Source organism: Saccharibacillus sp. WB 17 (assembly GCF_008634075.2).
Taxonomy (GTDB): domain Bacteria; phylum Bacillota; class Bacilli; order Paenibacillales; family Paenibacillaceae; genus Saccharibacillus; species Saccharibacillus brassicae.
The window spans coordinates 1-12957 of the sequence record NZ_VPFK02000014.1 but is presented as its reverse complement, the minus strand read 5'-3'; the positions used below and the strand labels follow the sequence as shown (position 1 = coordinate 12957).

Annotated in this window: 9 protein-coding genes; all 9 read left to right on the top strand. The window is 65.0% G+C overall.

Going from position 1 to position 12957, the window contains the following annotated elements:
• Positions 1 to 145 precede the first annotated feature (145 nt).
• Complete coding sequence (locus FTE24_RS05970) at positions 146 to 2560, top strand: hypothetical protein (RefSeq protein WP_150231572.1); 2415 nt, start codon at positions 146 to 148, stop codon at positions 2558 to 2560.
• Positions 2557 to 3486, top strand: a complete 930-nt coding sequence (locus FTE24_RS05965; RefSeq protein ID WP_150231570.1) for an ABC transporter ATP-binding protein — start codon at positions 2557 to 2559, stop codon at positions 3484 to 3486. Before FTE24_RS05970 ends, FTE24_RS05965 begins: the two co-directional genes overlap by 4 nt.
• Positions 3483 to 4478, top strand: coding sequence for an ABC transporter permease (locus FTE24_RS05960; RefSeq protein ID WP_150231568.1), 996 nt, complete (start codon positions 3483 to 3485; stop codon positions 4476 to 4478). The genes FTE24_RS05965 and FTE24_RS05960 overlap by 4 nt, the downstream gene beginning before the upstream one ends.
• Before the next feature lie 47 nt (positions 4479 to 4525).
• A complete protein-coding gene (locus FTE24_RS05955) occupies positions 4526 to 6265 on the top strand; it encodes a phage tail tape measure protein (protein ID WP_160441676.1) in 1740 nt (579 codons plus the stop codon).
• 105 nt (positions 6266 to 6370) lie between these two features.
• Positions 6371 to 7360 (top strand): AAA family ATPase, encoded by a 990-nt coding sequence (locus FTE24_RS05950; RefSeq protein WP_150231565.1) that lies wholly within the window; start codon positions 6371 to 6373, stop codon positions 7358 to 7360.
• Positions 7357 to 8349, top strand: coding sequence for a DUF58 domain-containing protein (locus tag FTE24_RS05945; RefSeq protein ID WP_150231563.1), 993 nt, complete (start codon positions 7357 to 7359; stop codon positions 8347 to 8349). Before FTE24_RS05950 ends, FTE24_RS05945 begins: the two co-directional genes overlap by 4 nt.
• Positions 8350 to 8385: 36 nt before the next feature.
• Entirely contained in the window at positions 8386 to 9564 is a 1179-nt protein-coding gene (locus tag FTE24_RS05940; RefSeq protein WP_160441675.1) for a vWA domain-containing protein, read from the top strand.
• Entirely contained in the window at positions 9459 to 10217 is a 759-nt protein-coding gene (locus tag FTE24_RS05935) for a hypothetical protein (RefSeq protein ID WP_160441674.1), read from the top strand. Before FTE24_RS05940 ends, FTE24_RS05935 begins: the two co-directional genes overlap by 106 nt.
• The coding region (locus tag FTE24_RS05930) for a VWA domain-containing protein (protein ID WP_160441673.1) at positions 10201 to 12957 on the top strand (2757 nt) is incomplete at its 3' end. The genes FTE24_RS05935 and FTE24_RS05930, both read left to right, overlap by 17 nt.

Here is a 12957-nt window from a genome sequence, read left to right as displayed (position 1 = left end):
AACGTTCGGGCGCGGCGTCGTTATAGGATGCAGCCGTTACGGCGCATGACCGGCCTGTTGAATGCTCAACAGGCCGGTGTCATTTTCAGGGATGTAAATTTTAGTTATTTGAGGGATTCGATTCGCCAAACGAAAGGAGCCTGTTATGTTGGAACGGAAAAAAAGTACGGTGCTGCGCGGCCTGACTCTGCTGCTGCCGCTGCTGCTGATTGCCGCGCTGTTGCCGGCCTGGCCGGCGGGAGCGGCCACCGCGAGCGGCGGGCTTCAGGTCGCGACGGAGTTCGGTTACGGAGGCAAGATCAACGACGGACGCTGGAATCCGCTGCGGGTGACGCTGACCAGCGCCGAGGATCTGACCGGCGATCTGGTCGTTCAGGTCACGCCGCAGAACGGAATGGGAGAAAGTACATATGTGCGCCGCGTCGAGCTGCCGGCAGGCACGGCCAAAGAAGTGGTGTTTGCGATCCCCGGCGGTTCGTATTCGCGCAATACGAGTCTGCTGCGATTCTATCCGGGCTCGGTCGAGACCGGAGAATCGCTGCCGTTCCGGGAAGGCCGCGCGTATCTGTCGGGTTCGAGCCAGTACGGCGGCATCGTCGGCGTGCTGGCGTCTGATCCCGACACGATGAATTTTCTCAGTCTGCAGCAGGCCGGCGGACAGGCGATCAGCCTCGTGCCGCTCGAAGCGGACGATATCGGCGACAATCCGATACTGCTCGACGGACTCGACGTGCTCGTGCTGAACGATTTCGCCGCGGATACGCTGAGCGCGGAGCAGTCGGACGCTATTCGCAGCTGGGTAGAGCGCGGCGGATCGCTGGTGTTCGGCGGAGGCGCGGGCTATGCCAAAACGTCGGCCGGATTTGAAGATCTCTCGCCGGTCGAAGCGTCGGGCGGGACGTCTTCCTTGTCCGCGGCGCCGCTTGTGCCCGGCGGAGACGGCAAGCCGCTCGCAAGCGGCACCATGCTTACGGTCGCGAACGCTGCGGCGAAGCCGGACGCGCAGGTGCGCTACGGCGAAGAAGAACGGCCTTTGATCGCGTCGATGCCGGTGCAGGCCGGAGAAGTCTGGTACGCGGGTTACGACCTGGCGCTTGCGCCGCTGTCTTCGTGGGCGGGCAGTTCGCCGCTGTGGGGCAAGCTGCTGCGGGCAGACCTGAATACGCAGACGTCATCCGGCGTAAGCGCTGCCGTCCCTGCATTCGGCTCGGACTATTACAACCTCTCAGGCACGCTGGATTATTTCCCTTCGCTGAGCATGCCGAAGCTGAGCGGACTTGTCTGGATGCTGTTGATTTACCTCGTCGTCGTCGCGCCGCTGCTGTATCTGGTGCTGCGCAAATTCGACAAGCGCGAGTGGGCATGGGTATTCATTCCGCTCGTGGCCGTCGTCTCAAGCGTCGCGATCTATTTGGCGGGTTCTTCCGACAAAACGAACGAAATCGCCCACACGCTGAGCTTCGTCACGCTTGACGGGGAAGGCGAAGGCGTGCGGCGCAGCGCGACCGCGCTGTTCGTGCCGAGCAAAGGCGATTACACGGTCAATTTCCCGGCAGGCACGCAGCTCGGCCTGATGGGCGGAGGCGACAACTGGATGGGCGGCAATACCGGCGAGGTAAGCGGCAAACTGGGCAATTTCGTGCGCGAGGAACCGGACGGTTCGCAGCTTCGGCTGGGCGACATGTCGTACTGGTCCGTCGCCAAGTTCACGGTCGAGGAACCGGCCAGCGCGGAGACCGGCAAATTGAACGCGAAGCTTGCGATCGACGACAAAGGAGCGATCAGCGGCAGCGTAGTTAACGAGACGCCCCGGCGCATGGACGATATGGGGCTCGTCGCCGGAGGCCAGCTGTACAAGATCGGCACGCTTGAGCCCGGCGCGGAAGCTTCGCTCGGCCAGGCGACCAAGCTGTCTTCCGGTTATTACGACCTGGGCAGCTATCTGTTCGCGTATCCGGCGAGCGGCAGCGACGAGTTCGTCCGCCAGCGTTCCCTGGCCCAGAACATTCCGGTCAACAGCGCGGTGAACCGGGGCGGAATGGAAGAAGCTTTCCTGGTCGCATTCTCGGAAGATTCGGAAAACAAACTTGACGTGGGCAGCAAAAAAGTCACCAACGACCGGCTGAGCATGTATACGCAGCCGGTGTCGATCAACGTCGTGCAAAACGGTGCCTTCAATCTGCCGTACGGCTACGTGGGCGGCTCGGTCGTCCACACGAACACGACGCAGGTGTCCGACGACGGCATGGGCCGCGTCAGCGCTTCACCGGGTTCGATGACGCTCGGCTACACGCTGCCGGATCTGCCGGGCGCCGCTTACAAAGCGCTCGATATCCGGCTGCCGGACGGCCGTCCGCAGACGTTCTCGGTCGAACTGCGCAACGAAGCCGAGAACCGGTGGCAGGCGATCGAATGGAAGGCCGGAGCGGTCTCGGCTTCGTTCAAAAACGCCGGCGATTACGTGAGCGGCGACAACCAGATCCAGATTCGGATTCGGGTCAACGAGTGGACGACGATGGCGCTGCCGGAGATCAAACTGACAGGAGCGGTGCAGCCATGATCGAGATCAAGGAACTGAGCAAGCGTTACGGCAATTTTCAGGCGCTGGACAACATCAGCATGACGATCGACGCGGGCACGGTGTTCGGCTTCGTCGGCCCCAACGGGGCAGGCAAATCGACGACGATGTCGATTCTCGCCACGCTGCTGCTGCCGGATTCCGGTATCGCCAAAGTAAGCGGGTACGACGTGACGCGGCATCCCAAGGAAGTGCGGCGGCGCATCGGCTATATGCCCGATTTCTTCGGCGTCTACGACCGGTTCAAGACGGACGAATATTTGCATTTTTACGGAGCGAGCTACGGCATTGGGCGTACCGAACGGGAGAAACTGATTCCGCAGCTGCTGGAACTCGTCAACCTGTCCGACAAAAAAGACGCTTACGTGGACGGTTTATCTCGCGGCATGAAGCAGCGGCTCTGCCTCGCGCGCAGCCTCGTGCACGATCCCGAAGTGCTGATTCTGGACGAGCCGGCTTCCGGACTCGACCCGCGGGCGCGGATCGAAATGCGGGAAATTCTCAAGGAACTCAAGCGCATGGGCAAAACGATCATCATCTCCTCGCATATTTTGCCGGAGCTTGCGGAGATGGTCGATCAGATCGGCGTTATCGAGCACGGGCGGATGGTGGCGCAGGGCAAAGTGTCCGATATCCAGAGCCGGATGCAGGTCAACCGGGTGCTGCATATCCGTACGCTTGGCCGGCAGGACGAACTGGCGGAGCGGCTGCGGGATGAGTCCCACGTCAGCCGGGTGCTGAGCGAAGCGAACGGCATTCAGGTCCATTTCAGCGGGCAGGATGCCGAGCAGATGCAGCTGCTGCGCCGCATCCTGGACTGGGAATACGAAGTGGTCTCTTTTAACGAAGCGCAGACCAATCTGGAAGACGTATTCCTCGAAATCACGAAAGGAGGCGCGGCGACATGAGCCCGAAAAACAAAACGGACCGGGGCGGAAGCCTGTGGATCAATCCGGTGCTGGACAAGGAGTTTCGCCTGCGGATGCGGACGCCGCGGTCTTTCGTGGCGCTGCTGGCCTATGTGCTGATCCTGGGCGGGCTCGCGATCGGATTCATCTACGTGACGATGGGCTTTCAAGGTTCGCAGGCGGGCATGCGCTTCGATCCGTCGACGAGCCGGATGCTGTTCTACGTGCTCAGCATCGCGCAGCTGGTGCTGGTTGCATTCATGACGCCGGCCCTGACGGCGGGCGTCATCAGCGGCGAGCGCGAGAAGCAGACGCTGAACATCCTGCTGACGACGCAGCAGAGTTCGTCTGCGATCGTGCTGAGCAAGCTGGCGTCTTCGCTGGCCTTCATGGTGCTGATCGTGCTGGCGACGCTGCCAATCTACAGCATCGTGTTCCTGTACGGCGGCATCTCGCCTTCGCAGCTGACGCTCGTCTTCCTGTTCTACCTGTTCACGATGCTGCTGCTCGGTTCGCTCGGCATTCTGTGTTCCACGCTGTTCAAGCGGACCATCATGGCCGTCATCATGACGTACGGCATGACGCTGTTCATTTTTGTCGTGACGGGAGTCGCGTACCTGCTGATGCTCGCCATCGTGCAGCAGACGTATTACGGCGGCACGGTGCAGCCGCAATATTCGTGGATCGGCTTCATTTTGGGGCTTAATCCGGTCGGCGCATTGATCAGCATTTTCGAGCCGGGCCTCTCCAAACAAGCATTTCTCGTCAATGGCGCGAACTTGCAAAGTCAAGCTCCGATCTCGCTCTGGCTCCAGTTCCTGCTCGTATACGCGTTCGTTATCGCAGGCGCGCTGTGGATCGCTATTCGGCGCATCCGTCCGGTGAGCCGAAGAAAGCGTTCGGTCGATACTACGCCGCTCGGCAGAGAACCGGGCGAGAGCGCGAAAGTGGCCGAGATGCAGCCGAATCCGGGCCGACCGGGCAAATCGTAAATATCCGGCTCTGCGCCGGCATATATGAACATTAAGGAGGGATCGGCATGGAACCTATTTTGTCCGCCGTTCGGAGCGTGAGGCTGCGGCTTCAGGCTGTTCGCGTCTACGCGTTTGCGCTGCGGGGGTTGGCCGCGGGATTCGCGGCCGCCGCCCTGCTGCTGGCCGCGGCACGCTTTGTGCCGGTGGCGCACGCGCCGCTCTGGGCACTGGCGCTGCTGCCGGCCGGGGCGCTGCTTGGAGCGGCCACCGCTTATCGGCGGCCCGTCGGCACGGCCGAAGCGGCGCGCGCGATGGACCGTGCCGATCCGGCGGAAGAACGCCGCGACCTGATGAAGACGGCGCTTGAGTTCGCCGGGCGGGATTCGGCCGCGGCGAACTGGCAGCGCGCGCAGGCGCGGGCTTATGCGCTGGAATTTGCGGCCGAGCGCGGCAAGCGGCTGCCTTTTCCGCGCAAGTTCGGCCGGCCGGGCGTTGTTTCGGCCGCGCTGCTGGCCCTCTGTCTCCTTCTGCTGCTGCTTCCGAATCCGATGGATACGCAGCTGCGGCAGCGGGAGCAGGAGCAGGCGCTGATCGAATCGCAGCGCGGCAAAGCCGAAGCGCTGGCGAAAGAACTCGCCCAGGCGCCGATCGAGCCGCAGGCGCGGGCGCCGCTCGCTGAAGCGGCGGCGAACCTGGCCGAGCGTCTCGGCGACTCGGGCCGCGCCGAAGAAGCGCTGGAACAAATGGAACGCACGATGAAGGAATTGGGCAGCCGGGCGGAAGCGGCGGCCGGCGAGCAGCGTGAACTTGAAGACTGGAGCCGCAAGCTTGCGGCCCAGCAGGCGCTGCAGGAAGCCGCCAAGCCGCAGGCCGGCGACGCTTCGGAGCGGGCGGAAGCGCTGAAGGACGCGATGAACAAGCTGTCCGCGCAGCAAAAAGAAGCGTTGGCCGAAGCGATGCAAAGCCTCGCGGAGCAGGCGCCCCAAGCCGGCAAGGAAACGGGCGCGCTGCAGGAAGCGCTCAGCAAAGCCGCCGAGCAGTTGGCGGCTTCGGGCGATTTGTCCGACGAGCAGCTGCGCGAGCTCGCCGAGAAGCTGGCCGCGGCGGCGAGCGAGTCCGGCGGACTCGGCGAACAAAGCGATCTGGCCGCCGCAGCGGCGGCCCAGCTGGCGCGCAGCGGCATGCAGATGGCCGGGGAACTGGCCGCTTCGGGACTGTCGTTGTCCGAAGCATGGGGCAGTGGCGGAGCGGCCGAAGCGCTGGCCGACGCGGGCGAAGCCGGCAGCCCGGGCTCCGGCGAGAGCGGAGAAGGGGAAGGTTCGCCGGGCGAGAGCGGCGAAAGCGGCGAAGGCACGGGCGATCCCGGCAGCGGGCAAGGTTCCGGTTCGCCGGGCGGCGCTTCGGGCCAGGGAGCCGGGCAGGGTTCCGGCCAGGGCTCGGGTCAAGGTTCGGGCCAAGGCGCCGGCAGCGGTTCGGGCGCAGGCTCGGGTTCCGGTTCCGGCGGCTCCGGTTCGGGCCAGGGAGGCAGCGGCGCCGGGCAAGGCAGCGGCGGCCGGGAGTTGGTCACGACGCCCCGCAATTTGCAGGGCGAAGGAAACGTCCAGTCCGACGGCGGACCGTCAAGCGGCGGCGACAAGCAGACCGGCGGCGTCTCGCCGACGATCGACGGCGTCAGCCGGCCTTACGAAGAAGTGTACGGTCAATATTCCGAGCGGGCCAAAGAATCGCTCGGCCGCAGTCAGCTGCCGCAAAGCGTGCAGGGACTCGTCGAAAGTTATTTTACCGAAATCCGTCCGCAGTCCTGACCGTCCGTTCGCATCGAATAAAGCCGAAGCGATCTTGCGGGAAGGCAAGCGGCGGCAAGGCTAGACGAAACGGCGTGCCGACAGGCCGCCAAAGGGGGAAGGTTCATGCTGCAGGAGACCGATCGGATCGAAGCCTGGAGACAAACGATGGAAGACGTGCGCGAAGAGATCGCGCAGGTCATCGTCGGACAAAGCGAGACCGTGGAACAAATGCTGTGGTGCGTATTCGCGGGCGGGCATGCCCTGCTCGAAGGCATTCCCGGGCTGGGCAAAACGATGCTGGTCCGCTCGGCGGCGGACGCGCTGGATCTGCCGTTCTCGCGCATCCAGTTCACGCCCGACCTGATGCCGAGCGATATTACCGGCACCGATATGATCCATTTCGGCAATGCCGGCGGCGTCTCGAGCGAGTTCCGCGCGGGACCGCTGTTCGGCAGCATCGTGCTGGCCGACGAGATCAACCGCGCCACGCCCAAGACGCAGAGCGCGCTGCTTGAAGCGATGCAGGAGAAGACGGTGACGATCGGCGGAACGACCCACCGCCTGCCGGAACCGTTCTTCGTCCTCGCGACGCAAAATCCGCTGGAAAACGAAGGCACATACCCGCTGCCCGAAGCGCAGCTCGACCGCTTCCTGCTCAAGCTGGACGTCGATTATCCGTCGCCTGACGAATTGAAAGAGATCATCCGGCGCACGACCGCTTCGTCCCAGCGTCAGGCGGTGAAGAGAGCGGATGCCGCGGCGCTGATGGAGATTCAGCGCGGAGCGAGAGAAGTACTGGTGTCCGAAGACGTGCTCGATTATGCGGTGCGCCTGCTCATGATGACGCATCCCGATCAGGGGGATTCGCCCGAATCGGTCAAACGGTATGTCCGGTTCGGTTCCGGGCCGCGCGGCCTGCAGGCGATGATCGCCGTGTCCAAAGTCCGGGCGATCGTCAAAGGGCGCATGCACGTCTCGACCGGAGACCTTGTGGCCGCCGCGAAGCCGGCCATGCGCCATCGCCTGCTGCTCAATTTCGAAGGCCAGGCCGAAGGGGTGTCGCCGGATACGCTGGTCGACGATATTCTGGCCCGGCTGGAGCCGTCGAGATGAAGCCCGAACAGCTGCTCGGCGCGGAATGGACGGCGAGGCTGGACCGGTTGACGCTGTCCACCGCAAGGCGGGTGCGCGGCACGAGGCAGGGTCGGCGCAGGTCAAGAGAGCTCGGCGCTTCGCTGGAATTCGCGGATTACCGCGAATATTCGCCGGGCGACGACGTGCGGCGCTTCGACTGGAGCGTATACGGCCGCACGGGCCGCAAGGTGGTCCGGCAGTATCTCGACGAGCAGGAACTTCAGGTGACTCTGTATCTCGACTGCTCGCAGTCGATGGCGTTCGCCGACGAAGGCGCACCGACCCCATCGCCGCACGCTTCGCGGCTGGCCGACGAACCGGCATCGACCCCTTCGCGGCACGCTTCGCGTTTGGCCGACGAACCTCCACCAACCAAACTGCTGCATGCTTCGCGGCTTGCGGCGAGCATCGGTTATATGGCGCTTGCGGGCTATGATCGCCTCGGCGTCTACCGGGTCGGAGCCCGGGTCGGCGAAGGGCTGCCGCTGCTGCGGGGGCGTCCTGCCGTGCACCGGATGCTGAATTTTCTGGCCGCTTCGGAGCCGGAAGGGCGGGGCGATCTGGCCGAGGCGTTCGGCGAACGCTCCCGGCTGCCCAGGCTGCCCGGTATGGCGTGGGTGTTCTCGGACTGCTGGACCGAGCGCGGCGAAGAAGAATTGGAAGAAGCGCTGGCCCGCCTGCAGGCCGCCCGTCAGGAAGTGGTACTGGTGCAGGTGGTGACGCGCGGCGAGATCGAACCCCGTCTGAGCGGGGATCTCAAGTTGATCGACGCCGAGCTCGGAACGGCAAAAGAAGCCGCGCTGACCGGCCGGCTGCTGGAAGCGTATGAACGGGAATTCGCCGCTTACCGCGGACGACTGGCCGAGTTTTGCGCGCGGCGGGGCATTGCGTACGTGCTTGCGCCTACCGACGTGCCGGTGCGCGAGATTGTGCTCGGAACGCTGCGGGAGCAGGGATGGGTACGCTGAAGCCGGCTCGCCGGAGAACGAGAGGAGGTGCGGAGCATGGGAATCGGTTCATGGGCGGGGCTCTGGTTTGCGCTGGGTATTCCGGTCATTGTCATTCTGTATTTGTTCAAGCGGAAGTTTATCGATACGCCGGTCGCGAGCCATTTGTTATGGAGACGGGCGCTGGAAAATACCGAGGCGAACCGTCCCTGGCAAAAACTGCGCAGCCGCCTGTTAATGTGGCTTCAGCTGTTGGCGGCCGCCCTGCTGGCGTTTGCGCTGATGCGTCCGTTTGTGTGGGCGGAAGCGGGCGGCGGCGGATACACGGTCGTCGTGGCTGACGTCTCGGCCAGCATGAGCGCGCGCTTCGCCGCCGGCGAAGGCGGAAACGGCGGCCCGGACGATCCGGATGCCGGAACCCGGCTGGACGAGATGAAGCGCGGCATTTTGGCGGATACGAACTCTTCCGGCGGCGGCCTGACGCTGATCCGCATGGGAGGCAGCCCGCAGGTGATCGAATCGGGGACGTCTGATCGGGGCGCCTGGGAAAAAGCGGTACGTTCGCTGTCGGCGGACTACGGCCGAACGGCTTACCGGGAAGCGATCTCGCTTGCGTCGGCGGTCGCCGAAGGGCAGGAAGACGCCCGGATCGTCGTCTATACCGACGCCCAGTGGAACGAGCGCGCGGACGACCTGCCGGTCGATGTTCCGATCGAAGTACGGCGAATCGGCAGTACCGAATACCGCAACGCGTCGGTCGAGCAGTTTGGTACAGACGCGAGCGGCCGGTTCGTCGGCGTGATCGCGAACACCGGCACGGTGCCGCTCGACCTTCGGGCGGAATGGTCCGGCGACGGCCGTCCGCTTGGCAGCCGGGAACTGAAGCTTGAGCCCGGCAAACGGCAGACGGTGACGTTCGACGCGACGGAAGCGGCGGACGCCTACCGGCTCAGCCTCGCGAATGCGCCCGACGATTACGCGGCCGACGACGACGCGTTCGCTTTTGCGGAAACGGGCGGTTCGGTGAACGTGCTGCTGCTGTCCGGCGGCAATCTGTTTCTGGAAAAAGCGCTGCGGCTGTCCGGCGCGGAAGTGACCCGGCTCGATCTGTCGGGACGGANTGGGGGGAAATGCTGTCCGAAGCGGCGCTCTGGACGATCGGCGGACCGGAAAATGCACAGCAGCCGGGCAGCCGGCGCGCGGAAGTGTCCAACCACCCGGTCACCCGGTATTTGACGCTGGGCGAGCCTTATTTCGGGGCGCTTGCGACCGGCAAGCCGGCCGGGCTGACGACGATCTTCACGATCGGCGAACAGCCGGCCGCGGCGGCGGGCACGACAAACGGCCGCAGGACGCTCTGGTTCGGCTTCGATCTGCAAAAAGGCGATCTGCCGCTGAACAGCGAATTCCCGGTGCTCGTCAGCAACGCGGTCTCCTGGCTGTCGGGCGGACGCGGAGGCGGCTTGGGCCGCGTCGTATCCGGAGCGGCGGTGGACATGCCGATCGCGGCGGACGCCGAGCAGGCCGTATGGCGTCCGCTGCAAGGCCCCGCGTTCGGAAGCGGGGGGACGCCAACGATCGAAGCGCAAACGGATATCGCGCCGAACGTGCCCGGCTTGTACGCGTTCGAGCAAACCGGCAGCGGATCGGACGATTCGCCGACGTATCTGCTCGACGTGCGGCCGGACGCTTCGGAGTCGGCGGCGCCGGCCGCGGACGTTCCGGTATTCGGCCGGACGGCGGATACCGGCGAAGCCGGGTCCGGGTCCGGACCGGCGGCGAGCGGAGACACGCGCGGCCGGCTGCCGCTTACGGCCTGGCTGGCCGCGCTGATCGCCGCAATCATGCTGACGGAATGGGGGGTGTACCGACGTGGGCGTTCAATTTGACCATCCGTGGCTGCTTCTACTGCTGATTCCGCTGGCGGCTTTTGCCGTATTTGCCTGGCGCGGTCCGGCGCGTATCCCGATGTTCCGGCACCGGCTGGCCGCTTCGCTGCGGACGATTGCGCTGCTGCTGCTCGTGCTGCTGCTGGCCGGCGTGCAGCTCTATACGGTGCAGCGCCAGCATGAAGTCGTGTACGCGGTCGACCGTTCGTCGAGCGCGTCCGCCGGCGACGCCGACCGGGACTGGATCGATGGTTCGCTTGCGGCCAAAGCAGCCGACGATGCGTATGCGATGCTCTCGTTCGGTCGCGACGCGTCGGCCGAGCGGACGATGAGCGCCGATGCGCCGCTCGGCGGGCTGGAAGCCGCGATCGACGCGGACTACACGAATGTGCAGCGCGCGCTGCAGCTGGCGTCCGGCATGCTTGGGGCCGGCGATCCGCGCATCGTGCTGATCAGCGACGGCGACGAAAATATCGGCAGCATGCTCGAAAGCGGACGCCTGCTCAAAAACCGCGGCATCGCCGTCGACGTGCTGGACAAGCGGACCGAGACCGAGCGCGACGCCGCGATCGATTCGCTGTCCCTGCCGGGCAAGCTGTATCTCGGCGAAGCGTTTACGGTCGAAGCGCGGCTGCGCAGCACGTTCTCGGGAACAGGCGAGATCCGGCTGTACGAAGACAACGTGGAGATCGGCGCGCAGACTGTGCGGGTGGAACGCGGCGACAACGCCGTGCTGCTGCAGGGCCTGGCCAAAAAGCCGGGCCTGCATCGCTATCGGGCCGAACTGGGCTTGCCGGGCGACGAACAGTCCGCGAACAATGCGGCGTTCGCTTTTACCCGGGTCGCGGGCAGTCCGTCGGTGCTCGTCGTCGAAGGCAAACCGGACACATCGTCCAATATCGAAAAAGCGCTGAACGCGGGGCTGATCGATACGACCGTTATCCCGGCGTCGCTGCTGCCGTCGGAGATTGCCGATTACGCGCAGTACGACAGCATTTTGTTCAACAATGTATCGGGCGACGCGCTCGGACAGTCCAAAATGGACGCAATCGAAACGGCGGTCCGCAGTTACGGGATTGGCTTCATGATGAGCGGCGGCGATCAAAGCTTCGGCCTGGGCGGCTACTTCGATACGCCGATCGAGCGGGCGCTGCCCGTCTCGATGGAACTCGAAGGCAAGCGCGAAGTGCCGGAGCTTGGCCTGATTCTCGTCATCGACCGTTCGGGCAGCATGAGCGGAAGCAAGATCGAGCTGGCCAAAGAAGCGGCCATGCGCACCGTCGAACTGATGCGGGCCAAAGACACGGTCGGCGTCGTCGCGTTCGACGATTCGCCGTGGTGGGTCGTCGAACCGCGCAAGCTGACGGACAAAGAAGAAGTGCTTCAGCTGATCCAGTCGATTCCGAGCGGCGGCGGGACGAACATTTTCCCGGCGATGGCTTCCGCGACGGAGACGATCAAAGGGATCGACGCGCAGCGCAAACATATTATTCTGCTCACGGACGGACAGTCCGCGGGCGGAGGCAGCTACGAAGAACTACTGGCCGGCCTCGGCGAGGAACAAGTGACCGTATCGAGCGTCGCGGTCGGCTCGGACGCGGATCGCGGACTGCTTCAGCGCGTCGCGGATCTGGGCAAAGGCCGATTCTACGACGTGCAGGACGAGACGACGCTGCCGGCGATCTTCAGCCGCGAAGCGGTGCTGCTCGCCCGGACGTACGTCGTCGACAAGCCTTTTACGCCCCGGGTCGCGGACGCGGGCGATTGGGCTCCGCTGTTCGCGGAAGGGCTGCCGACGATCAACGGCTACGTGGCGACGAGCGCCAAGCCGTCCGCGCAGACGGCGCTGGTCAGTCCCGAACCCGATCCGCTGCTCGTCCGCTGGCAGTACGGCTCCGGCCGAAGCGTAGCCTGGACGAGCGATCTGACCGGCGAATGGTCGGGGCCCTGGATCGGCTGGGACGGCTTTGCGAACGTGCTTACGCAGACGGTCAAATGGACGTTTCCGCAGTTTGCGGCGTCGCCTTACCGGATCGAGACGGCGATGGCCGAAGGCGGCACGCAGCTCAGCGTGACGGCCGAATCGCAGGGCGACGTCGTACTTCCCGACGAGCTGGTCGCTTCGATCGGCGGGGATGGAAGCGCAGCGACCGATCCGGTGACGCTCGTGCAGACCGCTCCGGGCCGGTACACGGGCATGCTGCCTCTCGGCGAACCCGGCGCTTATCTGCTCAACTTGTCGCCTGCGGGCGCAGGAAGCGGGGCGGATTCGGAAAACGCGGCGGGATCAAACGGGGAAGAAACGGCGGGCAGCGGCGAGACGGCCGCGCTTCCGGCTTCGACCGGAACCGGACTCGTTATTCCGTATTCGCCGGAATACCGCATTTCGTCCGCCGAGGCGCAAGGCTCTGCCCGTCTGGCCGAGCTGGCGCAGCTGACCGGAGGGCGCGTGCTCTCCTGGGACGATCCCGCGGCCGTGTATGCGCAGCCGGCCGCCCCGCACAAGCAGATGCGGGACTGGACGTCGCTTCTGCTGGCCGCCGTGCTGGCCTTGTGGATCGCGGATATCGCGATTCGCCGCCTGGCCGTTCCATGGGAACGGATCGCCGCGATGCTGGCGGCTCCGTTCGCGGCGGCCGGCCGGCGCGGCACCGGCGCCGCCTCCGGCGAAGCCGCTCCCGCGGAGGACGGCGCGCTCGCGCGCCTGTCCGCCGCCAAGCGGCGGAGCACGGCTGTCCGC

Excerpts from the sequence above, each read along its gene's own strand:
- FTE24_RS05950 (WP_150231565.1), top strand. The coding sequence starts at position 6,371 with ATGCTGCAGGAGACCGATCGGATCGAAGCCTGGAGACAAACGATGGAA.
- FTE24_RS05965 (WP_150231570.1), top strand. The coding sequence starts at position 2,557 with ATGATCGAGATCAAGGAACTGAGCAAGCGTTACGGCAATTTTCAGGCG.
- FTE24_RS05945 (WP_150231563.1), top strand. The coding sequence starts at position 7,357 with ATGAAGCCCGAACAGCTGCTCGGCGCGGAATGGACGGCGAGGCTGGAC.
- FTE24_RS05955 (WP_160441676.1), top strand. The coding sequence starts at position 4,526 with ATGGAACCTATTTTGTCCGCCGTTCGGAGCGTGAGGCTGCGGCTTCAG.
- FTE24_RS05970 (WP_150231572.1), top strand. The coding sequence starts at position 146 with ATGTTGGAACGGAAAAAAAGTACGGTGCTGCGCGGCCTGACTCTGCTG.
- FTE24_RS05935 (WP_160441674.1), top strand. The coding sequence starts at position 9,459 with ATGCTGTCCGAAGCGGCGCTCTGGACGATCGGCGGACCGGAAAATGCA.
- FTE24_RS05960 (WP_150231568.1), top strand. The coding sequence starts at position 3,483 with ATGAGCCCGAAAAACAAAACGGACCGGGGCGGAAGCCTGTGGATCAAT.